This window comes from Gemella sp. GL1 (genome assembly GCF_013415365.1).
GTDB lineage: Bacteria > Bacillota > Bacilli > Staphylococcales > Gemellaceae > Gemelliphila.
On sequence record NZ_JACBYB010000017.1, the window covers coordinates 15,299 to 40,032 of the forward strand.

18 protein-coding genes are annotated in these 24,734 nt (G+C 33.7%); 13 read left to right on the forward strand and 5 right to left on the reverse strand.

Annotated features, from left to right (window positions below):
• The first annotated feature begins 135 nt into the window (after positions 1-135).
• A complete protein-coding gene (locus HZY82_RS04915; RefSeq protein WP_179938871.1) occupies positions 136-1,251 on the forward strand; it encodes a YSIRK-type signal peptide-containing protein in 1,116 nt (371 codons plus the stop codon).
• Positions 1,252-1,339: 88 nt separating this feature from the next.
• Here HZY82_RS04915 and zupT read toward each other — a convergent pair whose 3' ends face one another.
• Positions 1,340-2,131: a zinc transporter ZupT gene (zupT, locus tag HZY82_RS04920; protein WP_135157182.1), complete on the reverse strand. Its 792-nt coding sequence runs from the start codon at positions 2,129-2,131 to the stop codon at positions 1,340-1,342.
• A gap of 300 nt (positions 2,132-2,431) precedes the next feature.
• On the opposite strand from zupT, the gene HZY82_RS04925 reads away from it, so the two are divergent.
• The 5 genes from HZY82_RS04925 to HZY82_RS04945 all read left to right on the forward strand — a co-directional run bounded on the left by HZY82_RS04925 (position 2,432) and on the right by HZY82_RS04945 (position 8,396).
• Positions 2,432-3,217 (forward strand): M15 family metallopeptidase, encoded by a 786-nt coding sequence (locus HZY82_RS04925; RefSeq protein WP_218925249.1) that lies wholly within the window; start codon positions 2,432-2,434, stop codon positions 3,215-3,217.
• A gap of 244 nt (positions 3,218-3,461) precedes the next feature.
• Positions 3,462-4,463, forward strand: coding sequence for an SH3 domain-containing protein (locus tag HZY82_RS04930; protein WP_135157184.1), 1,002 nt, complete (start codon positions 3,462-3,464; stop codon positions 4,461-4,463).
• Between the two features lie 298 nt (positions 4,464-4,761).
• Positions 4,762-5,511: a DeoR/GlpR family DNA-binding transcription regulator gene (locus HZY82_RS04935; protein ID WP_135157186.1), complete on the forward strand. Its 750-nt coding sequence runs from the start codon at positions 4,762-4,764 to the stop codon at positions 5,509-5,511.
• On the forward strand, positions 5,511-6,428 hold the full coding sequence (locus tag HZY82_RS04940; RefSeq protein ID WP_135157188.1) for a 1-phosphofructokinase family hexose kinase: 918 nt from the start codon (positions 5,511-5,513) through the stop codon (positions 6,426-6,428). Before HZY82_RS04935 ends, HZY82_RS04940 begins: the two co-directional genes overlap by 1 nt.
• 27 nt (positions 6,429-6,455) lie before the next feature.
• A complete protein-coding gene (locus HZY82_RS04945) occupies positions 6,456-8,396 on the forward strand; it encodes a PTS fructose transporter subunit IIABC (protein WP_135157190.1) in 1,941 nt (646 codons plus the stop codon).
• A 46-nt stretch (positions 8,397-8,442) separates the two neighbouring features.
• Here the strand turns inward: HZY82_RS04945 and HZY82_RS04950 are convergent, their stop codons facing one another.
• From HZY82_RS04950 to HZY82_RS04960, 3 genes are read right to left on the reverse strand one after another with little or no spacing between them, the layout of a single operon-like run.
• Positions 8,443-9,708, reverse strand: coding sequence for a hydroxymethylglutaryl-CoA reductase, degradative (locus tag HZY82_RS04950; RefSeq protein ID WP_135157192.1), 1,266 nt, complete (start codon positions 9,706-9,708; stop codon positions 8,443-8,445).
• Between the two features lie 22 nt (positions 9,709-9,730).
• Complete coding sequence (locus HZY82_RS04955; protein ID WP_135157194.1) at positions 9,731-10,891, reverse strand: hydroxymethylglutaryl-CoA synthase; 1,161 nt, start codon at positions 10,889-10,891, stop codon at positions 9,731-9,733.
• 16 nt (positions 10,892-10,907) lie between these two features.
• Positions 10,908-12,089, reverse strand: a complete 1,182-nt coding sequence (locus HZY82_RS04960) for an acetyl-CoA C-acetyltransferase (RefSeq protein WP_135157196.1) — start codon at positions 12,087-12,089, stop codon at positions 10,908-10,910.
• A gap of 193 nt (positions 12,090-12,282) precedes the next feature.
• Between HZY82_RS04960 and HZY82_RS04965 the strand changes: the two genes are divergently transcribed.
• The 4 genes from HZY82_RS04965 to ileS all read left to right on the forward strand — a co-directional run bounded on the left by HZY82_RS04965 (position 12,283) and on the right by ileS (position 16,855).
• Complete coding sequence (locus HZY82_RS04965; protein WP_135157198.1) at positions 12,283-12,702, forward strand: cell division protein SepF; 420 nt, start codon at positions 12,283-12,285, stop codon at positions 12,700-12,702.
• Positions 12,703-12,975, forward strand: a complete 273-nt coding sequence (locus HZY82_RS04970; RefSeq protein WP_218925250.1) for a YggT family protein — start codon at positions 12,703-12,705, stop codon at positions 12,973-12,975.
• 1 nt (position 12,976) lies between these two features.
• Complete coding sequence (locus HZY82_RS04975; RefSeq protein WP_135157200.1) at positions 12,977-13,747, forward strand: YlmH family RNA-binding protein; 771 nt, start codon at positions 12,977-12,979, stop codon at positions 13,745-13,747.
• Positions 13,748-14,125: 378 nt separating this feature from the next.
• The gene (ileS, locus tag HZY82_RS04980) at positions 14,126-16,855 is read left to right on the forward strand and encodes an isoleucine--tRNA ligase (RefSeq protein ID WP_135157202.1); all 2,730 of its coding nucleotides are present in this window, start codon (positions 14,126-14,128) and stop codon (positions 16,853-16,855) included.
• Between the two features lie 157 nt (positions 16,856-17,012).
• Here the strand turns inward: ileS and HZY82_RS04985 are convergent, their stop codons facing one another.
• The gene (locus HZY82_RS04985; RefSeq protein WP_179938872.1) at positions 17,013-17,657 is read right to left on the reverse strand and encodes a uracil-DNA glycosylase; all 645 of its coding nucleotides are present in this window, start codon (positions 17,655-17,657) and stop codon (positions 17,013-17,015) included.
• A 101-nt stretch (positions 17,658-17,758) separates the two neighbouring features.
• On the opposite strand from HZY82_RS04985, the gene pepF reads away from it, so the two are divergent.
• The 3 genes from pepF to HZY82_RS05000 all read left to right on the forward strand — a co-directional run bounded on the left by pepF (position 17,759) and on the right by HZY82_RS05000 (position 24,552).
• Positions 17,759-19,567 (forward strand): oligoendopeptidase F, encoded by a 1,809-nt coding sequence (pepF, locus tag HZY82_RS04990; protein ID WP_135157206.1) that lies wholly within the window; start codon positions 17,759-17,761, stop codon positions 19,565-19,567.
• Positions 19,568-19,909: 342 nt separating this feature from the next.
• Positions 19,910-24,022: a hypothetical protein gene (locus tag HZY82_RS04995; RefSeq protein WP_179938873.1), complete on the forward strand. Its 4,113-nt coding sequence runs from the start codon at positions 19,910-19,912 to the stop codon at positions 24,020-24,022.
• An 8-nt stretch (positions 24,023-24,030) separates the two neighbouring features.
• Complete coding sequence (locus HZY82_RS05000; RefSeq protein WP_179938874.1) at positions 24,031-24,552, forward strand: hypothetical protein; 522 nt, start codon at positions 24,031-24,033, stop codon at positions 24,550-24,552.
• Positions 24,553-24,734: the final 182 nt, after the last annotated feature.

Genomic DNA, 24,734 nt, shown 5'->3' on the forward strand with positions numbered 1-24,734 from the left:
GGATGATTTAATCATCTTCCTTTTTATTATTAAAGGTATTGACAAGAATGTTCGGGGGGGGGGGTATAATATTGGTGGGTAAATATAAAGTTTTAAGCTATTTAATCCAAAAATAAGGAAAAAGGAGATATTTTTATGTTTAAAAATAAAAAAAATATGGAAAAACAAAGTTTTTCAATTAAGAAATATTCATTCGGAGTAACTTCAACATTAGTAGGTTTATTATTAGTAGGAGCTAATGCTCAGGCAGAAGAAGTTAAGCCTGAAACAGTAGCAAAAGCTACAAGTAGCCAAGCAAGTAGTACTGCTCCAGTTACGACAAAAGTAGAAAAAGAAACAAGTACAGCACCTGTAACAACAAAATCTACGGTAACAACAAGTACAGCACCAGTTACGACAAAAGCAGAAAAAGCAACAAGCACAGCACCAGCTACAACAAAAGTAGAACCTGTAACAACGAAAGCTGCAGTTGCAACTACAGTAGCTACTACTGAGGCTCCCAAAACTACAGTTACAACAAAAGAGCAAGTAAAATCTACAACAAGCTCTGCAGCAAAAACAGAAACTCCAAAAGTTGAAGTTAAGAAAGAACAAACACCTAAAACTGAAGTTAAAAAAGGAGTAGTAAAAGCAGATTATGTAGCTGGAGAATATGGTGGACCAGACTTTGTATTAAATTCTGATATGACTTTAACATATGGAGAATACAAATTTCAATTAGAAAAAAGAATAGTTGATGGTTATGTAGTTGTAAATATAAAAAATGCCCCAACTCCAGAAATGGGATCCCCTATATTTATTATTCCAGCAGGAAAAGAATTATATTCAGGATATAGAGTACTAGGAAATCCAGAAGATAATGATTTAACAAAAGATAGGATATTAATTATAGGTAATGCAAACACTGCTCACGTTTATACATTAACAAAAGCAGCTCAAGAAGAAATGCCGGTAGCAAACAAAAATATGACTGTAGATAAAAAAGCAACTACTGATAAAAACCTAGCTAAAGCAGTAGAAACAAATACAAGTTCAAAAATAAAAGTAGCAGAAGGACAAAAATCAACAAAAACTACAAATACAAATAAAAAAGTAGTTGATAATAAAAACCTAGCTAAAACAAAAGTAGAATCAGCTAAAAAAGTTTTACCAAAAACACAAGCAGAAAAATCAAATACAGCCCTACCAGCAGGATTAGCTTTAGTATTAGCAGCAGCAGGACTAATGACAATCAAAGCACGTAAAAATTAATAAGGTTTTAAAATTCAAAAAAGATACTAGAAAATTTTCTAGTATCTTTTTTATTGAATAATCAAAAAGATTTCTTTAGAAGGACTTATCAAAGAAATAGAAGTAAACTAATAGCCATAAGAGCCATACCTGAGATTAATCCATAAATGGATAGGTGGTGTTCTCCAAACTCATGAGCAGCAGGTAATAGTTCATCTAGGGAAATAAAAACCATTATCCCTGCAACAGATGCAAATATAAGACCATATAAGGTAGTACTCATAAATGGCATAAGAATAAACCAACCTATTAGGGCTCCTGCAGGTTCAGCAAGACCTGATAGGAATGAATATTTGAAAGCTTTTTTTCTAGAGCCAGTCGCCTGATAGATAGGTACAGAAACAGCCAGCCCCTCGGGTATATTATGAATAGCTATAGCTACAACAATAGGAAGAGCCAATCCAGGATCATCTAAGGCAGATACAAAAGTAGCCAGCCCCTCAGGGAAGTTATGAATACCGAGAGCTGTTGCTGTCATAAGCCCCATTTTCATTAATTTCTTTCTATCTACATTTTTTTTAGAAACATATATTTCATGAGGATTCATCTCGCTAGGTATCAATTTATCTATAAGGGCAATTATTAAAATTCCTGCGAAGAAAGCAAGGGTAGTAGCTATAGTTGCCATCTTATGGCCTAGCTCTATACTAAGACTTGCTTTTGCTTTGGGAAATATCTCTATCATAGATACATAAATCATAACTCCAGCAGAAAATCCAAGACTTACCGATAAAAAGTTTTTATTATCACTTTTACTAAGCAATCCTATCAATGAACCAATACCGGTAGAAAGACCGGCTATTATAGTTAATAATAAAGCAATTAAAAAATTATCTGGCATAATATATCCTTTCATAAATTTGTTAATATGTATACCTAATTATAATATCATTTTATAAAAAAATTGACAATGAAAAAAGAAGAAATTTATCTATTTTAAGGCTGTATTCTATATTTAGAATGTTAGTAAAAAATTCTTTAAGGAGCATATTTTTATTATTTTAAAAATTTAGCACATGTAAAATCTAGAATAAAAAAATTTATATTTTTTAGGTTGACCTATATCCTTTTATATAAAGAGATTTATATGTTATAATTTAAGTAATATTTTATAAAGTTACTTAAACTAAGGAGAAATATTTTGAAAAAATTTTTAACATTATTATTTACAATAGCAGTCGCTGCTTTAGCCACATATATTTATATAAGTGTACTTAAAGATGATAAGGCTTTTGACAATAGCCTAGTAGTAAAAACAGAAAATAATACTACTGAGCAAGGAGGACAGAAAGCAGAACAAGCTGCACAAAATGAGGGACAAGTTAGTCAAACAGGATTTGCAGTGGCTTCAGATCCAAATGCAAGACCTGAAAATATCACAGAAGCAACTATAATTAATGGAATTATGCTTGCAAATAAAAAGTATCCAGTACCAGCAACATTTGCACCTGGAGAAGATCCAACAGCTTTAGCAGCAGTAAATCAACTTATAACAGATGCACAAGCTCAAGCATTAGATATATCTAGTAATCTATCAGCATTTAGATCTTATGAAGACCAAGAAACTTTATACAATAACTATGTAGCTCAATTCGGACAAGAACAAGCTGACACATTCGCAGCAAGACCAGGATACAGTGAACACCAATTGGGATTAGCATTCGACCTTCTTGACAACGCAGGAGTTCTATTGGGATCAGAAGGATCTAGTGAAACAAACCAACAAGCAGCAAAATGGCTTGAAGAAAATGCTCATAAATATGGATTTATTGTAAGATATAAAGCAGGATTTGAAGAAAAAACAGGCTATCAAGCAGAAGCTTGGCACATTAGATATGTAGGACCTGAAGTAGCATCAGAAATCTATTCTAAAAACATAACACTTGAAGAATACCTAAATGTAGAAGGTGGAACATATAATAATTAAGTTAGAAACAAAAATTAATCTAACTTAAATGCTAAGAAGGCTTGGATACAGGATGGCAAAACTAGCAGTTTTTGGACAAGCTTGATAATAAGGAAATATTAGAACATGTAGATAAATTTTTATAAAAAATATGACAGTTTTGTTACGTATTGTTAAAAAAAGGTAAATATGATTCTATCAAAACTAAAGTGTGTTATAATTTACTATATAACTTAGAAAAAATTTTAAAGAAGAGGTGGATAATATGGCTAGAAAAATATTAGAAGATGAAAATGGGCTATATTTTAGAGCTTATGATAGGGAGAGAAGACTTGTAAAAGTATATTGTGATGAAGAAGGAAATCCCTTAAAGGGAGTAAAAGTAGTTCCTATTGAAATTGAGGAAGAGGAAGTAGAAGAGGGAGCTGGATTCTCATTCGGTAAATTATGGATATATTTAATTTCATTATTACTACTACTAGGAATATCTTTTGGTGGATACTTTGCTTACTCTAAATTCGCAAATGCTAGTCCAAAAGTAGATATTAGTAAGGGTTATGATATCTCTTTTGCTCCTACAGGAAGTAATGGAGAAGCAAAAGCAGGAATTAAAGTTAACAAAATTCCAACAGTAACTAATGCTAAAGACGAGGCACAAAAGAAAGTAATTGAAGATATCTTAAACAATCCAAGAGTTTCTTATAGTAAGGCAGACGGATTAAAAAATGGTGATGAAGTTGAAGTAACTGTAGTTCTTGATGAAACTAAGGTTAAGAATAATAAAATTGAAGTTTCAGGAAGCTACAAGCAGAAATTTAAAGTTGATGGTTTAGCGGAGAAAGCAGGAGCAGAAGTAGGAAGTGCGGCAAGTGCTAACCAAGATTCAGCAGTTACAACATCTAGTGAAAGCAATAGTTCTTTATCAGCAGTAGCAACAGAGAGTGTAGCAGTTACGACAACAGCGCCACTTGTACAAGCACCGGCAGCAGTAGCAACAACAGCAGCAAGAAACGCAAGTGCAGCAGTAGCAACAAATCAATCGGCAGGAGCACCTCAAGGACAAATTCCGGTTCCAAGAACAGTTAGAGCAGGAGCAGCCAATGTTAGATCTGGAGCAGGAACAACAAATGCAGTAGCTGGAGTTGTAAGTCAAGGAAGTTCAGTAACAGAATTACGTAGAGTACAAAATGCCAAAGGTGAAACTTGGTCACAAGTTACTTACGGAAATGGAAAACAAGGATGGATTAAATCTAACCTAATAAGATAATAAAAAAATGCTAGAGAATGAGCTTTTCTCTAGTATTTTTATTTGAAGGATCTTTATAATTAAATAAATTAGCCAGATAAAGGTGACCTGATCCTTCAATAATTTGAATATTAAATTAAATCAGGACTATATTCTTTAACTAAATCTAGAGCCTATTTTGAAAAACAATCAAATATTTAAGGGAAAACGATCATATTTTTTGTAAATATGATCGTTTTATTGCAAAATATAATAAAAGGATATTGTATAAGAAATAAATATAGATTATAATGTGAATGTATTCAGGAGATTTATTTTAATGAATGAAAGAAGAAAAAATATTCTAAGGCTCTTAGATGAAAAAACTGTTGTTAGCTTACAAGAGTTAGTAGACTTTTGTAAGGTATCAGAGGCTACGGTAAGAAGAGATTTGGCACGATTAGAAGAGAAAAATCTTATATACCGAAATCATGGGGGAGCTAGTAGAAAATCTTTAGTCAGGGGTATGGAAGACTCTATAGGAGCTAAGAAAAAAGAATATTATCAAGATAAATATAAGGTGGCTAATTATGTAGCTGAGCATATACTTAGAGATGGGCAGACAATCTATCTAGATGCAGGAACAACAACCTATAATTTAATTGATAAACTCAGAAATAGGAGAATAAGCGTTGTTACTAATTCTGTTTATCATCTCAATAAACTTTTAGAAAATAAAATCCATACTATTTTGCTTGGAGGTTTAGTAAAGCATTCAACCCAAGCTATAGTAGGGGTTACAGCATCTGAACAATTAGATAAATATTCTTTTGATGCTTGTTTTATAGGTTGCAATGCAGTAGATAAAGACTTTGGCCTATCTACCGCTGATGAAAATGAGGCTATACTAAAGAAAATGGCTATAAAAAATAGTGAAAAAGCCTATGTTTTGGTAGATGAATCTAAGTTTGGTCAAAGAAGATTTCAAAAGTTTGCTACTATCAATGAAGCTACAATAATTTCTTATAAATCACCACTTGAATATCATCAAATACACAATTTTATAATTTTAAATAAGGAGAAAATCTGATGTATTATACAATTACACTTAATCCAGCTATCGATATGCTTACCAGACCTAAGTCATTACAACTAGGTAAATTAAACAGAACTGAAGAAGCTGACTATATTGTAGGTGGAAAAGGGATTAATATCTCATTATTACTAAATAATATTGGTCAAAAGTCTATGGCCTTAGGTTTTGTCGCTGGATTCACAGGAGCTTACATTAAATCAGAATTAGCTAGATTGGCAATAGATAGTGATTTTGTTGAAACTTCTGGTAATACTCGTATTAACATAAAATTAATAGCTGAAGAAGAAACAGAAATTAACGGACAATCAAGTCCAGTTACTGCAGATCAATTAGCAGAATTTTATAAAAAATTAGATATATTGAGAAAAGAAGATACAGTTTTCCTATCTGGTAACATTATTGGAGGGATGCAAGTTTCAGATTTTGCTAATATAGCTAAAAAAATCTCAGAATCTGGAGCCAAACTAATCGTAGATTCTAACAAAGATCTAGTATTAGATAGCCTAATCTATAAACCATTCCTAGTTAAGCCAAACGAGTTTGAGCTTGGAGAAATGTTTGGAGTAGAAATCAAGTCAGTTGAGCATATCTTGACTTATGCCAAAAAACTTCAAGATTTGGGTGCTGAAAATGTCCTAGTTTCTCGTGGGGGAGAAGGAGCCATTCTACTTACAAAAGAAGGAGAATTTCTATCTGTAAATGTTGCTAAGGGAGAGATCATCTCTACTGCAGCAGCAGGTGACTCAATGCTGGCTATGTTTATAGCCAAATATGATGAAAGTAAATCCTTTGAAGAAGCCCTAAAATACGCTTCAGCAGCAGGGGGAGCTACATCATTTTCTGCAGGAGTTGGTAAGAAAGAACTTATCGACAGCCTATTAGCACAAATTTCGGTAAAAAAATTACAATAATTATATTAAAATAAAGGGAGATTAGATATGAAATTAACATCATTAATCAATTATGATTTAATTCAATTTTCATTTAGTGCAGCTGATAAAAAAGAGGCGCTTGATAAATTAACAAGCATGCTTGTTTCTGAAAAAGTTATAAAAAGTAAAGATAAGTTTCTAGAAGCCTTATTAGCAAGAGAAGCTCAATCTACAACTGGTGTAGGAGAAGGGATAGCTATTCCCCATGCCAAATCTACTGATTTTGATAAGGCTACTATTATTTATGCTAAATCTGATGAAGGAGTTGAATGGGAATCATTTGACGGGCAAAAGGCTAAACATATTTTTATGATTTGTGCCCCAGATGGAGGATCAGATGAGCATCTAAAAGCACTAGCTAGCTTATCACAAGCATTGATGGATCCAGAAGTCAAAGTTGGCTTAGATAAGGCTGAAAAATCTGACCAAGTCAAAGCTGTATTTGAAGGATTTCTTGCTAAAAGTGAAGAGTCAAAAAAAGAAGAGCAAGTAAAAACATCGTCAGATAGACCCTATATAGTTGCAGTAACAGCATGTCCAACAGGTATTGCTCATACATTCATGGCAGCTGAAAAATTAAAAGAGACTGCTAAAGAATTAGGAGTAGATATAAAGGTTGAAACTAATGGACAGATTGGAATTGAAAATAAATTAACTAAAGAAGATATTGAAAAAGCAAGTGGAGTAATTGTTGCAGCTGATAAAAAAGTAGAAGTTGCTCGTTTCAACGGTAAAAATGCAATTATTACTAAGGTTGCAGATGGAATTAATAAGCCTGAAGAATTGATCCAAACAGTATTGGATGGGAAAGCACCTATCTACTCTCACTCTGGTGATATGGCTACAGAAGAAGAGACTGCTAATGAGTCCTTAGGACGTCGTGCTTATAAACACCTAATGGAAGGTGTTTCAAACATGTTACCATTCGTTGTTGCAGGTGGTATGCTAATAGCTCTTTCATTTATTTGGGGGATTACGGCATTTGACCCTAAAGCACCTGACTATAACCAATTTGCAGCCATATTATTCTGGTTTGGTAAATTAGCCTTCTCTATGATGCTACCAATTCTTGCAGGATTCATTGGTCGTTCTATTGCTGACCGTCCAGGATTTATTATTGGTATGTTCGGTGGTATCTTAGCTGACCCAGGTATCTTAGCAGCAGCTACTGATAATGCTCTATTAAGCTATACACCTTCAGGATTCTTAGGAGCCTTAGTTGCAGGATTCTTAGCTGGTGGAATTGTAAAAGCTCTTAAATTAGCATTTTCATGGATGCCACGTTCACTAGACGGACTAAAACCTATCTTTATTTTCCCTATTTTAGGAACTGTAATTATGGGTCTACTGATGATTTTTGTAATCAATGCACCTATGGCAGCAGTTATGGAATCTTTAAAATCATTTATTAATGCCTTAGAAAAAGGTGGAACTAGTGCTTTAGTATTAGGATTTATCGTTGCGGCTATGATGTCTATTGATATGGGTGGACCAATTAACAAGGCAGCTTATGTAACAGGTACAGCTCTACTAACAGCCTCTGGAACAGCTGGATCAGGAGTAATGGCAGCAGTTATGATTGGTGGTATGGTGCCTCCATTAGCTATAGCCCTGTCAGCTACCCTATTCAAGGACTTATGGCCAGCATCTCAAAGAGATGGAGCTTTTGTAAACTATGTAATGGGTCTTGCCTTTATTACAGAGGGAGCTATACCATTTGCAGCATCAAACCCTGCAAGAGTTATCCCATCATTATTGGTAGGAGCTGGGGTAGCAGGAGCCTTATCAATGCAATTTGGTTCAGTATCTACAGCACCACATGGTGGAATATTTGCAGTTCTTGCTGGAGGAGTAAGTAATCCTGTCATGTATCTAGTATCATTATTAGTAGGATCTGTAATTTCGGCACTACTATTACGTTTACTAGTAGGTAAAGCTAAAAAATAAGATAAAAAAAGAAGTAGCATTAGCTACTTCTTTTTTTATATCTTTGTTAGACTTCAATCAATATCTTCTGTGCAGTTTCGAGGTTCATATGCTTAGCTTGTCTTAGTTTATCAGCGACTTCTTCTACTTGGTCAGTTTTTGCACCTGCTAGTAAGGCTAGAGATTTAGCCTGCAATTTCATATGTCCTGCTTGAATACCCTTGCTTACCAATGCCTTTAAGGCGGCTAAGTTCTGGGCAAGGCCAAGAGAAGTGATGATAGCTGCCAATTCTTTGGCTTTTGGTTTACCTAATATTTCATGACAAATTTTCACGCTAGGATTTAGACCAATAGAACCCCCAACAGATGCAACAGGCATAGGTAAGGTAAGTTCCCCATGCAAGATGTCATTTTCCTTATCATAAATCCAAGTAGAAAGACCCTTATATTTACCATCCTTAGCTGCATAAGAATGTCCTGCTGCTTCGATTGCTCGCCAGTCATTACCAGATGCTATAAGAATGGCGTCTATTCCATTAAATATCCCCTTATTGTGGGTAGCTGCCCTATAAATATCAGCCTTGGCAAAAATAGATGCAACTTCTATTTTTCTAGCTATTTTTCTAGCTTGTTCTAAATCTGTGTCCAAAGTTCCAACCTCTATCTTACAAGAGGCTCTTACTAAAGAATTAGTAGCATGGTTAGATAGGATAGCCATAAGAGCTGTAGCAGAAGTAAGTTCTTCCAGAATAGCTTTTAAAGCCTCTAACATATTATTTAGAATATTGGCCCCCATGGCCTCCTGTACATCCACTGATAGATAGACAACTAGGAAATCAAGACCAGATTCTGATTTTATTTCCCAGGAAATCTCTCTAGCACCACCACCACGTTTTAGGATAGAAGGGTGGGCAGCATTAGCTACTTGTAGCAAGTAATCTTTTTTTAAATCAATACTTTTAGTAGCAAGCTCCATATCTTCTACATCATAAAGAGCAACCTGACCAATCATCTCTCTTTTTAAGATTTGACTAGTGAAACCACCTGATTGCATAACAATCTTAGAGGCATTTGAGGCAGCTGCAACGACAGAGGGTTCTTCTGTAACCATGGGTACAGAATAAGTTTTATTATTAACCATTATTTGAGGAAGAATAGAATAAGGCAGGGCGAACAAAGATAGATGATTTTCTACCATTTGTCCAGCTATATCTACATTTAAAAGCTCTTTATTTATAAGTGAAGAAGCAGATTCTTGGCTTAGTAAACCAGCCTCTTTTAATATCGTAATTCTTTCTTCTCTTGTTTTTTTATAAAATCCAGAAAATGTCATAAGGGCCTCCTATTAGACAATACTATTTTCTATATACACGCTTGTGTCCATCAATTTTCATTAAAGCATAAGGACTCAAGTCTTCTTCTAATTCAGCATTTCCATTCTCATCAACTTCAATAGTCTTGAAGAAGATATCTTCATATTCCTCAATAGAAAGTTTTTCACGTTTATCAAAGTCATTAGTTAATCTATTCTTTCTTAGGTGTTTTTGGAAACCTTCAACTAATTGAATAGAGAAGATTTCACAAACAGCACCTGAGCCGTAAGAATACAGGGCGATAGAGTCTTTAGCTTTTAGATTTTCAGAATTTTCTAGCAGAGATAATAAACCTAAGTATAGAGAACCAGTATAGATGTTACCAACTCTCTGGCTATATAGGATAGAACTTGTAAAGTTTTTGCTCAATACTTCTTTGTGGTGGTCTTCTAGATTTTCAGTTATAGCAGAAAGACCTTTTAATCCTAATTTTGGATATGGTAAGTGGAAACATAGAGCCTTAAAGTCTTTTGCTGACTTAGAATTTTCTTTCAAGTATTGATTCCAAGTAGTGCTTAGGCAGTCTAGATATAATTCTGTAGAGAATTTTCCATCTACACAAGGGTAGGGACTGTAATTAGGTCGCCAGAAGTCCATCTTATCTCTTGTTTGATACACATTATCTCTATTAAGTACTGCGATAGCAGGGTCTTTTTTAATAAGCATAGCGATAGCACCAGCCCCTTGAGTAGATTCACCACCAGAGCCAACACCATATTTGGCAATATCAGAAGCAATAACAAGAACACGTGATTCCGGCTTAGCCATAACATGATTGCGGGCCATTTCCAAACCAGCAGTTGCTCCGTAACAAGCCTCCTTAATCTCGATAGAACGAGCGAATGCTTGAATTCCTAATAATCCATGGACGAAGACAGAAGCAGCCTTTGATTGGTCAACACCTGTTTCCGTACCTAATATAATCATATCAATTTTTTCTTTATCTTCATCATTTAAGATTTCAGCAGCAGCTCTAGCAGCAAGTGTTACAATATCTTGTGTGCGAGGACTGATTGCCATTTCTAATTGCATAAGCCCTTTTGTAAATTTATCCGGGTCAATACCACGAGCATTAGCTAGGTCTCTGATATCTAAGTATTTATCAGGCATAGCAAAACCAATTTTATCAATTCCAATTTTCATTTTATATTACAATCCTTTATCTATTATTTGATATTAAGATGGAGATACCCTGACCTCCACCGATACATAGGGAAGCAAGACCAAGATTTTTATCTTGTTTCTTAAGTTCATGAATAAGAGTGACTAAAATTCTAGCACCCGAAGCTCCTATTGGGTGGCCAAGAGCAATAGCTCCACCATTAACATTAACTTTTGCCGAATCAATTTCTAAGTCTTTAAGTACCGCAATTGATTGACTAGCAAATGCTTCATTAAGTTCGAACAGGTCAATATCTTTGATGTCAATCTTTGAAGTATTTAATAATTTTTTAGAAGCTGTAACAGGTCCAAGTCCCATAAGTTTGTGATCTAAACCACAAGAAGATTTCCCTTCAATAAAAGCCAAGATAGGGATTTCTAGCTCCTTAGCCTTATCTTCGCTCATAAGTACTAAGATAGCAGCCCCATCATTAATACCTGAGGAATTACCTGCAGTAGAAACCCCCTCTTTATCAAAAGCGGGTCTTAATTTTGCAAGTGATTCAGCAGAAGTTCCAAATCTTGGAAATTCATCTGTATCGAAAATTTTTGTTTCACGGCCAACTTTTACTTCTAAAGGAATAATTTCATCTTTAAATTTAGCTGCTTTGATAGCAGCCTCTGCCTTTTGTTGACTTGCTGCGGCAAAGTCATCAGCCTCACTTCTTGAAATAGAGTACTTTCTGGCAATATTTTCGGCAGTAATACCCATATGGTAGCCTTCAAAAGCATCTGTCAATCCATCATGAATAATTGAATCAATCATTTCAGCATTACCTAACTTAGAACCAAATCTATTTGATTTACTAAGGTAGGGAGCTTGACTCATGAATTCAATACCACCACAGACTACAACATCATTTTCTCCTACAAGGATAGAATTAGCTGCAAGGTTGACTGACTTAAGCCCTGAACCACACACCTTATTCACTACAAAAGCAGGAGTTTCTTTAGGTAAGCCAGCATGAACAGCGATTTGCCTAGCTATGTTTTGACCTAGTCCAGCTTGCAGAACATTTCCAAAAATTACTTCATTGACCTCTTTAGGGTCCAGTTTGATTTTTTCAAGTGTCAATCTAAGTAAATCAGCACCAAATTTTGCAATATTGGTATCTTTTAAAGATCCGCCGAAAGATCCAATTGCAGACCTTTGGGCAGCTACTATAGCTACTTTTTTCATAGAGTATCTCCTATATTAAATAATTACATTTATTTTACTATAAAAATAGGCTAAATACAATTTTTGATTCCTTGACTTTAGTCAATAAAAATATTTACTAAATAATATCTAGATACTCATAGCTTAGAGTAGTGTTTTTATCTTCTTTATGTTATAATTTAAGAATTGAATTTAAAAAAGAGGATAATGAATTATGAGTATGTTAAAAAAATGGAACAGCATGTTCGCAAGTGAAGAAGATGAACTATACATGGAAGAAGGAAGTCCATTTTATTCCAATTCAGAAACAAGTGAAAATAGAGTTACTAAAAAAGCTGCAAAGAAATCAGCAGCAGTATATGCAAAAAATACGGTAAGAAAAGGGGATGTTATCTTGGTTGAACCTTTAGTATTTGCTGATTGCAAAGATATTATTGATAACATTCGTGCCAATAAGGTTTTAATTTTAAACCTAACAAAATTAGATCTGCAAACTTCAGATAGACTATTAGATTTTATCTCGGGAGGAATCTATGCCCTAGATGCAAAATTAAAAACAATCGGAGATGAAATTTACCTATGTGTACCTAAGGGAGTCGAAGTAGCAGGAGAATTTACAGGAGGAGAATTTTAATTGGATTCAGCTTGGTTAATAAATTTTATAGTATATAGCTTTACTTTTTATAGATTCGCTATAATAATCTACATTTTATCATCATGGTTTCCTATGGCTAGAGATAATTTCATAATTAAATTCTTAGCAGATATCTGTGAACCCTATTTATCTTTATTTAGAAAGATTATACCATCACTAGCATCATTAGACTTTTCTCCAATTATTGCTATTTTAGCTCTGGATTTTGTGCAAAGAACACTAGTATCCTTTTTAATGCAGAATCTACTATAGTATGAAAAATTTATCAAACCCAAATATTTTTTCCAAAGAAGAGCAGGAAATTGCTAAGGACTTATTAAATTCTATAAATTTGAACTCAAATAAGAATGAATTAAGTCCCTTTCTTACTAGCCTAGAACAAAAGATATTAGCTAAGATTATTAGCTATGCCTTTGCTGATATTAAGTTAGACTTCTTCGGCGGAATCGAGGAGGCTGAAAGAAAAAGAGCTAAAATTATAGTCAATGAATACTATGACATAGACTATGATATAGTATGTCTTACAGCTTCATTTAAGGCCAAATTTAATGATATTAAGCATAGAGATGTTATGGGGGCTATCCATAACTTGGGTATTAATTTCAATAGAATTGGAGATATTATAGTTAAGGATGAAAAAATCTATATTTTTATAGATAGGACCATTGTAGACTATATTCTTATGAATTTTACTAAAATAGGAAGAGCTGTCCTAAATTTTGAAATTATTGAAAATTTAGAGGAGCTTAGACTGGAAAAAAATTATGAAAGCATTACTATAGTAGCTTCATCACATAGGATAGACTCTATTGTTTCTAAGATTACTAAGAAAAGTCGCAGTAAGGTTAAGGAAATGTTGGAGAAAGACTATATAAAACTAAATCATAGTGTGATTAATAGTGGTGAAAAAAATGCTCTAGTAGGAGATATGATTTCCATAAGAAAATATGGCCGTTATACAATTACAGAATCAAATAAAAATAGTAAATCTAAATATAGAATAAACCTAGATAAATTAGTCTAGGTTTTTTATATTTATCCACTAGCTAATATTAAAATAATTTATAAATTTAAATAAAACGGGATAAAAATTATGAAGATATCAAGGTCTTTAATAAAATAGAGAGAAATTCTTTCAGTTTTTTGCCATAAAAGTCTTGAAATTTGTCAGAAAATATAATATAATCAAATAAAAATTAATAGAGACAAGATTATTTAGCTGAATTTGCAGAGAGAAACTGTTTGGTGAGAGGTTTTATGAAAGCTAGGATAATTATCACTCTATTGATAAAATATAATATTTGTAAATGAGTTGCTCCTAACGAGTTAATAGAGGTGGTACCGTGGATATCCATTCGCCCTCTAACTGGTTGAGGAGTTTTTTTATTTGAGAGGAGAAAAAATGGAAGTAAAAGACACACTACTTATGCCTAAAACGGCTTTCCCAATGAGAGGGAACCTACCTAATAAGGAGCCTGATTTCTTAAAACGTTGGGAAGAGATGGATTTATACAGAAAAGTTTTAAAGAAAAATGAAGATAAGCCAGCATATGTTCTTCATGACGGACCACCATACGCTAATGGTAACATTCATATTGGACATGCAATGAACAAGATTCTTAAAGATTTCATCGTTAAGTATAAGAATATGAATGGATTTAAATCAAACTTTGTTCCTGGATGGGATACTCACGGTCTTCCAATCGAACAGGTTCTTGTAAACAATGGAGTAGATAGAAAATCTATGCCTGACTACAAGTTTAGAAACAAGTGTAAAGACTATGCCTTAAAGCAAGTTGACAAACAAAGAGAAGATTTCAAGAAACTTGGAGTTATTGGTGATTGGGATAATCCATATGTTACCCTAGATCCTAAGTTTGAAGCAGAGCAAATTCGTGTCTTCGGAAAAATGGTAGATAAGGGTTATATTTACAAGGGATTAAAACCAATTTACTGGTCACCATCATCAGAATCTGCTTTAGCTGAAGCGGAAATCGAGTACCACGACCATGTGTCACCATCAATCTATGTAGGTTTTGAACTACTTTCAGAATCAAACTTAGTAGAAAAAGGAACTAAGTTTGTTATTTGGACGACAACTCCTTGGACATTGCCTGCCAATGTTGCCATTGCAGTTAACAAAGACTATACCTATTCAGTAGTAGAAGCTAATGGTCAGAAATACCTAGTAGCCAAAGATTTAGTAGAAAAATTAGCTGATGAATTTTCTTGGGAAAACTACAAGATAGTCAACGAAGTGCTAGGATCAGAATTAGAGCTACTAAAATGTAAACACCCATTCATGGATAGAGAGTCTACACTAATCTTAGCAGACCACGTTACTCTTGATGCCGGGACAGGACTTGTTCATACAGCACCAGGACACGGGGTTGATGACTATAACGTAGGACATTTACAATATAAACTTCCAGTAATCTCTCCAGTAGATAATCAAGGAGTACTGACAGAAGAAGCTGGACAATTTGCTGGTAAATTTGTATTTGATGCCAACCAAGACATTATTGCCCACTTGGAAGAATTAGGGGTATTACTAAAACAAGAAAATATTAATCACTCATACCCACATGACTGGCGTTCTAAAAAGCCTATCATCTTTAGATCAACACCACAATGGTTCTGTTCAATCGATGCCTTTCGTGACGAGCTGTTAGGAGCTATCGATAGAACTAAGTTCTATTCTGAATGGGGGAAACCACGTCTTTATAACATGATTCGTGATAGAGGAGACTGGGTAATCTCTCGTCAACGTGTATGGGGAGTTCCAATCCCAGTATTCTACACAGAAGCAGGAAATCCAATCCTTGATGCAGATCTAATCGAGCACGTTGCTAAAATCTTTGAAGTAGAAGGATCTAACGCTTGGTTTGGTAAAGACGCCCTAGAATTACTGCCAGAAGGTTACAGCCATCCAGAATCTCCAAATGGTCTATTCACTAAAGAAATGGATATTATGGACGTATGGTTTGACTCTGGAACAACACATCAAGGAGTATTGGCAAGCCGTCCAGACTTAACATATCCAGCCGACCTATATCTAGAGGGTTCTGACCAATACCGTGGATGGTTCAACTCATCATTAATCAACTCTGTTGCAGTTTCGGGAGAAGCACCTTATAAAGAATTAGTATCAGCAGGATTCGTTATGGACGGAAATGGACGTAAGATGTCTAAATCACTAGGTAACGTAATCTCTCCAAACGATGTAGGAAAACAACTAGGAGCGGAAATTATCCGTTTATGGACTTCAAGTGTAGACTATACTCAAGATGTGCGAATTTCTAACGAAATCCTAAAACAAGTATCAGAATCATATAGAAAACTACGTAACACTTATAGATTCTTATTAGGAAACCTATTCAATGGTAAATTTGACAATAGAAAAGACCTACTAGATTACCAAGACTTATTAGAAGTAGATAGATACATGTTAATCAAGTTTGAACAAGTAGTTGCTAAAATGCTAGCTTACTATGAAAACTATCAATTCAACAGCTTAATGAATGAGCTAACAAACTTCTTCAATGTCGAATTATCATCATTCTATCTAGACTACGGTAAAGATATTCTGTACATTGAATCGGAAGAATCACATGTGAGACGTTCAATGTTGACAGTTCTTTACACAATCTTAAGTAAATCGGTAAGATTAATTGCACCAATCCTATCGTTCACAGCGGAAGAAGTCTATGACAACATGCCTTTTGAAGATGCAGAATCAGTGCACTTAACAGACTTCCCACAAGTAGCCCTAATTGACGATAAAGAATTAGAAGAAAAATGGGATAAATTATTAGAAGTGCGTGATGATGTACTTAAAGCCTTAGAAGAAAGCCGTAGCGAAAAAGTTATCGGTAAATCCTTAGAAGCTGATGTAAAAATCTTCTCTAAAGATGCAGAATTAGTAGAGCTTCTTAAATCAGTAGAAAACTTACATCAACTATTCATCGTAAGTAAGGTATCTGTTGAAGAAAATACAGGAAAAGAGTATGACTTGACAAAAGTAGATGTTAAGCATGCAGAAGGACACAAGTGTGAGCGTTGCTGGACTATTGTCGACTCAGTAGACCAAGACGGCCTATGCCCACGTTGTCATTCAATCTTAAAAGGATAATAAAAAAGCTACTAGGAATATTCCTAGTAGCTTTTAATATTATAAAAACAAGAAAAAGCCTCTTTTTATTTATCCAGATTTTCCAAAAACATAATATTAAGCTGATAGAAGTAACTTTAAGCAAGTATCCAATCATAAAAAGTAACTAAAAAATAAGCTACCATTTTATTTCAGACTTACCTATTTTTTTTAGATACTCATTAGATTTAGAAAAAGGTTTGCTGCCAAAAAATCCTCTATAAGCCGATAAGGGACTAGGGTGGGCTGACTCTATAATATAGTGTTTTTTACTATCAATAAATTTCTTTTTACCTCTAGCAAAAGATCCCCACAAGATAAAGACTATGGACTCTGACCTATCAGAGATTTCTTTTATAATATAGTCTGTAAAATCTTCCCAACCAAGTTTAGAATGACTAGCAGGCTTATTCTTCTCTACTGTTAAGACGGCATTAAGTAAAAATACCCCCTGTCTATGCCAGTCTTCAAGATTACCATTAGCTCTTCTTATAGCCAAATCATCCTCCAATTCCTTATAAATATTTATCAAACTCTTGGGTAGGGCTATACCATCATTTACAGAAAAAGACAGACCGCATGCCTGACCATCATTATGATAAGGATCCTGACCTAATATAAGAACTTTTATCTCCTTCAAGGGAAGATTAAAAACTCTAAAAACCTGATTTTCTGGAGGAAATATAGTGCTTACTTTTCTTTTTTCATTTATCTCGTCAAGAAGTCTAGATACTTCTTCTCTTTTTGGATAATTTTTAAAAATTTCTTGCCAAGATTTATGCATAATTTATCTCCTTTTTATATAACTATAACATAGCATAAAAGCTATAGCAATCCCAATAAAAATAGTTTATAATTTAATATATCAAACAAAAGGAGAAAAGTATGTCTGAAGTAAAATTAGTAGATAGGAAAGATGTAGAAGAAAAATACAGCTGGGATATATCTCTTATATACTCTAGTGACGAAATGTTCCACGAGGAACTTAAAAAATTAGAGAAAAAGATAGAAGATTTTAAACTAAAGTATGAAGGGAAATTAAATAATCTAGATAGTCTAGATGAGGCTATTAAGAAGTATGAAGAATATCTTTACGAAGATTCAAAACTGAGTCACTATGCCACTTTGCCTCCAACAGTGGATAGATTCAATGAAAAAGTAATCGCAAATGAACAAGTCTATCTCAACTTCTATAATAAGCTGGCAAGAATAAAAGCAGGATTTATGAGTGAGATAAATGACCTAGATGATAATTTTTTAAGGAAATTTATAAAAAGTAAAAGACCAGACCTAGCCTATTACATAAATAATATTATTGCATATAAAAAACACAGCCTATCAAAAGAGGCAGAAGAAGTAGTATCTTCTTTAGAATCCTTGCCATCATTTTACAATCTCTATGAAGTAACCAAGTTTGAAGATATGAGTTTTGACAACTTCATAGTTAATGGAAAGGAATATGAAAACTCTTACAATCTCTATGAAAATATATACGAAAGTCATAGTGATAAAGATATAAGGCGAGAAGCTGCTAAGTCATTTTATAAAGGCCTAAATGCTTATAAAAATACAACGGCAAATGAGTACATATGTCACATAAAAAAAGAAAAGGTAATGTCCAAATTAAGGGGTTATGATTCAGTAATAGACTATCTATTGGATCAGCAAAATGGGGATAGACAATTATACGATAGACAAATCCAAGTCTTGATGAAAGACCTAGCTCCCCACATTAGAAGATATATCAAACTCTTGGCTAGAGAGCATGGGATTGGAGATATGAGTTTTGCTGATTGCAAAATTGCACTAGACCCAGACTATGCTGTAGATATGACTATTGAAGAATCAAGAGATTTTTTAAAAAAATCACTTGCAATCCTAGGAGAAGACTATTTGAAAATGATTGATAGGGCCTATGATGAGCGCTGGATAGACTTTCCACAAAATAAGGGAAAATCAACAGGAGGCTTTTGTGCCACAGTAGCCAATATAGGAGCCTACATTCTACTTTCTTGGACTGGTAAGATGAAAGAAGTATTTGTATTAGCTCATGAATTGGGTCATGCCTATCACTTTATGGCCACTGGGAAAGAGCAAAGCATGCTAAATAATGATTGCCCCCTTTATTTTGTAGAAGCTCCATCAACAGCCAATGAAGTACTAGTATCTGAGCACCTACTAAAAACAAGTCATGACCCTAGATTTAAGGCGTGGGTTATTTCCAATATGATAGGAAGTACATACTTCCACAATATGGTAACCCACTATTTAGAAGCTCTATTCCAAGATAGAATCTATAAAATGCTAGATGAGGAGCAAGTAATAAGAGCGGAAACTCTGTCAGAAGTTAAGAAAGCAGTCCTAGAGGAATTTTTTGGGAACAGCTTAGAAGTAAATGATGGAGCAGAACTCACTTGGATGCGTCAACCGCATTATTACATGGGTCTATATCCCTACACTTATTCAGCAGGTCTAACCATAGGAACAGCAATAGCAAAGAAAATAGAAAAAGAAGAAGGAGCAGCCAAGATGTGGCTAGATAGCCTTGCTAAAGGTTCATCAATGTCAGCAAAAGACTTAGCAAAAGCTGCAGATTGTGATGTTTCGACAGAAGAAGCACTAAAAGCAGCTATATCTTATGTTGGTCACTTAGTAGACCAACTATATGAATTAAGTGATGCAGTAAAGAAATAACATTAAGGAAAAATAATAAAAAGTTTTTAGATGAAATTTTTCTATAGAAAACCAGTATAGAAACTAGAAAAAATTAATAAATATAGATAAAAAACTACTTTAGTAAAAATAAAGCTAAAGTAGTTTTTATTTTAATAGCCCCCTTAAAAAATCGAAAATATAAAGAATGTTTCAGAAATATTGAAATATATTCAGAAAATTATCTGAAATTATATTTACTTTTGATGGACTATATAGTAGAATTAAATCGAAATAAGGAGGGATAGTATGAAGAAAATGAAATAAAAAATAAAATAAAAAATAAAATTAAATTAATATAGAGGCTAAAGAGAAAGGAATATAATGAAAAGGAAATTTAAAAAAATAGGAAAAATAGTCCTATTATCAATATTATTGAATTCTTGGTCACCTTATGCAGAATTAGCTGCTATGGAAAAAGAAAAAGCTGTGGCAAGTCAAGAAGTTGTGGAAAAACAAGAAAAATATCCCCAAAGCCAAGCTCCTATAAATAGTCAAGAAAAAGCTGTAAAAAACCTTGAAACAATAATAATAGGACAAGATAATACAGAAGAAGGGCAATACCAGAAAGAAGTACTAGTAGAAGAAAAGACAGATACGAAAGCAAAAATAAGTTCACATGAGATAGTAGGTCAAGTAAATCCAGAGGCAAACGGACTGGACTACTATAAAGATTTGAAAATAAAAGTAGTAGGAGAAAATTTAACAGATGATAATATATTGACCAAAGAGGGATTACATTGGTCAGACAAATCAAAAGCAGAGCTTATAAAAGGAAATCAAGACGGTAATATTAATGATGAGAGAAGTTTTGGAAAGCAAAATAACCCGACAGTAGATACAAAAGCCTTTAGTTTAAACAAAGGAGATTCTGGGAGAATAAGTTTTGTAGGAAAAACAAAATCCAATCAAGATCTGGACTTGATCTGGACAGTAGAAGATAGCGATACAGAAGATTGGCAGTTAAATTCACCCTACGCTATAGAAGAAAAAATCAGAGGTTTAGCCTTTACTGGGGAACAAACAATCCCAGATTCAACAGGAAATTCAATAGTAGTTCTATACAATCAAGCAGGAAAATTAAAACTAAAATATCAAATTGTAAAGCACGGAAGTAACATTCCTCAAGAAGTACTTATAAATTTTATCTCAACAGATATTGATGCTGGACAGGGTGTTGAGACAAACCTAGCCAATATAGTAGAATACATACCAAAAGAATCAGGACTAAGTAAAAAAGACGGCATAATTTATGATAATGTAGACGGAATAGTAGGGCTTAATGGGTCAAAAGATATACCAAGAGGATCATACCTGGGGGCAGGGTTATTATCGAATTTTGACTATACATTCTATTCACCAGCACCAGAAAGAGCCAATGACTATAAATATCCAGTAGGAGTAAGATACGATATATTCGGTTCAGCCTTGCAGACAGATATGCTTATAAAATATAAGCAAAAACTGAAAATAGAATATATAGACCAAGATGGAAAAAAATTAAAAGAAAATGAATTCTATTGGGGATATACAGACCTAAAATATCAATTAAAAACACAAAAAATTGATGGATATAAAATAAAAGATATAGAAGAGGACTTTAAAGATCTAAAAAACTTATCAATAAAATATATCTATCAAAAAGAAGAAGAGGTCACAACAGAAAGACAGACAGAGAAAAGTACTACAAGTAGAACCACAGAACCACAAACAGAGAAAGAAACAAGTAGTAGGACAGCAGCACCGCAAACAGAGAAAGAAACAAGCAGTACGACTACAGAACCGCAAACAGAGAAAGCAACAAGTAGTAGGACTGCAGCACCGCAAACAGAGAAAGAAACAAGTAGTAGGACTGCAGCACCACAAACAGAGAAAGAAACAAGTAGTAGGACAGCAGAACCGCAAACAGAAAAAGAAACAAGTAGTAGGACTACAGAACCGCAAACAGAGAAAGAAACAAGTAGTAGGACGGCAGCACCGCAAACAGAGAAAGAAACAAGTAGTAGGACTACAGCACCGCAAACGGAAAAAGCAACAAGCAGTACAACAGTACTACAAACAGAAAAAGAAACAAGTAGTAGGACAGCAGCACCGCAAACAGAGAAAGTAACAAGTAGTACGACTACAGAACCGCAAACGGAAAAAGTAACAAGCAGTACAACAGTACTACAAACAGAAAAAGAAACAAGTAGTAGGACAGCAGCACCGCAAACAGAGAAAGAAACAAGCAGTACAACAGTACTACAAACAGAAAAAGAAACAAGTAGTAGGACAGCAGCACCGCAAACAGAGAAAGCAACAAGCAGCACAAGCCCGCAAACGGAAAAAGCAACAAGCAGTACGACTACAGAACCGCAAACAGAGAAAGAAACAAGTAGTACGACTGCAGCACCACAAACAGAAAAAGAAACAAAAACTACTTCTAGTAAAAACCTAATTGCTCCGCAGACTACACAAACAAGTACAAGACCTCCACAAGTAGGGCAAGAGTCAAAACAAATAGAAAAATCAACAAAATTAGTCCAAACAAGACCAAAAGAAAATAGGCCTCAAAATATCTCTTATATTTCAAACATAAGAAATAATTATGTACAAACTAACAGCATAATGACAGGGTCTACTATAAATTATATTCAGCCAAACAGTCCAATAGTAGAGCCAGCTACAAATTATGTGCAAAGCAATAGCATAATGACAAGGCCAGCTACAAATTATGCACAGCCAAATAGTCTAATAAACAAAAGCTCTGGACAAGCCCTTACCGAAGAAAAATATATTCCTTTGGAAATTCTTAAGTTAGCTACTGTTTATAAGTCTAGTGATTTTGAAATAAATACAGGTATGTTAGAATATGAGAAAAAGTTATTTTTAGACTATGTAAAAAATGTTGCCGATGAGGCCAGAAGCAAATATGGAAATGATAAAAGTAAGATAGACCATACTGTGGCCAATGCGATAGCATACCCTAGTTATCATAAGGATAAATTACAATCTCTGGTAAATGATTTTGGAGAAAAACCTAAATATCTAACTGCTGATCTAGAAAAGTTTATGAAAAAAATTCATAGTAAAGACTTTTATTATATAGATTTTCCTCATTTGGCAGCCACAGTGGCAAGTGACCAGAAGAGCGGGACACTTAAAGAAATTATAAAGTTTATAGCGGGAACAAATATGTTAACTTTAATAGACGGTAATCTATCTAGCAAGGATAATTTTTTTCAACAAAACTCACTAACAGGGGATCTCTTGACTATTATAGATGACAAAGATAAAAAAACAGATGTGGATGTCTATATATTTAAGTATTACCCAGAATATAAAGATTTAACATTAGATCAACAAATAGAAAAACACTATAATTTAAAAAATCTAGATGAAAAACGAAAAGAATTGTACAGGGAAGCCTTAGCCGCACAAGCAAAAGGAGCCCGCAGTCCAGAGAAGCAAGAGTTTTATAATGTTTTGGCTGCCACAGCAACCCTAGGAGGATTTGGCTTGATATCTTTAACGTTATACAGACAATTTAAAGAAAAATTGTATCAATATGCTAAACCAAAAATAAAACAGCTAATCAAGTTGACTTCAAGATTGGGTGAAAATATAGTAGAATTTAAAAATAACCTTTTAGGATATATCCAAAAGAAAATAACAGAACCATTAGCTAATAAGATACAGAGTCTAGCTAAAACTATTAAAAGAGTAGCTAAAAAATCATATAATACAAGTGTAAATAGAGTGAAAAAAGGCTACAATAAGTATGTAAAACCCTTTGTAAATAGGGTGAAAAAAGGCTATAACAAGTATGTAAAACCGCTTGTGAGTAGAGTGAAAAAAGGCTATAACAAGTATGTAAAACCGCTTGTAAATAGGGTGAAAAAAGGCTACAATAAGTATGTAAAACCCTTTGTAAATAGAGTAAAAAAAGGCTACAATAAGTATGTAAAACCCTTTGTAAATAGAGTAAAAAAAGGCTACAATAAGTATGTAAAACCCTTTATAAATAGGGTGAAAAGAGGCTACAACAGGTATGTAAAACCAATCTATACAAACTATATAAGATCGGCATATAATAAGTATGTAAAACCAATCTATACAAACTATATAAGGCCAGCATATAACAACTATGTAAAACCAATCTATACAAACTATATAAGACCGGCATACAACAGGTATGTAAAACCAATCTACACAAACTATATAAGGCCAGCATATAACAACTATGTAAAACCAATCTACACAAACTATATAAGGCCGGCATATAACAACTATGTAAAACCAATCTACACAAACTATATAAGGCCGGCATACAACAACTATGTAAAACCAATAGTACAGCCAACATATGAAAGAATAATAAAACCAGCAGCAAGCTATGTATGGAATCATACCCCGCAACCAGTAAAAAACTTTATAAGTAAATTCAAATTTTGGTAGGAGAAAAAATGAAAATAATAAAAATAATAATAACAATAATAATACTGCTAATAACTTATGCATATATATCCTTTAATCTAGTAGATAATAGTGTATACTATGCCAAAAGAACCCCCCATAAAGATGGGGCAGTACCAGAAATGTCAGCCCTATTAGATAATATGTACTGGCTCTATTTAGAAGGAGAGATAAAGCCGGGTCTTATCTATGATAAAGATGGAAATAATATGCTGTATTTTAATAATAAAACAGAAATAATATCTACAACCTATGATGGATACTGGTATGATAAAGAAATAGGAGAGATTGAGGAAGAATATAAATATGATGAAAATTTTAAATATATCTATAGCTCTAAGGGAAAGAGAGAAGATATAGGGGAGGAATTTTACCTAAGTGAAGAAGAGCAAGAAAAAATAAAAGAGGAGATGTATGACAAGCTAAGACCCTTGATAGAAGAGCAAGATGTAGAACCCTTAATCAATCTCCAATGGATATTCAATTGGAAATATAAAGATAGATTTAATTAATTTATAGACCTAGCTTAGATAAAATCTAGGCTAGGTTTTATAATATTTTGATTCACCGCAACCAGTAAAAAACTTTATAAGTAAATTCAAATTTTGGTAGGAGAAAAAATGAAAATAATAAAAATAATAATAACAATAATAATACTGCTAATAACTTATGCATATATATCCTTTAATCTAGT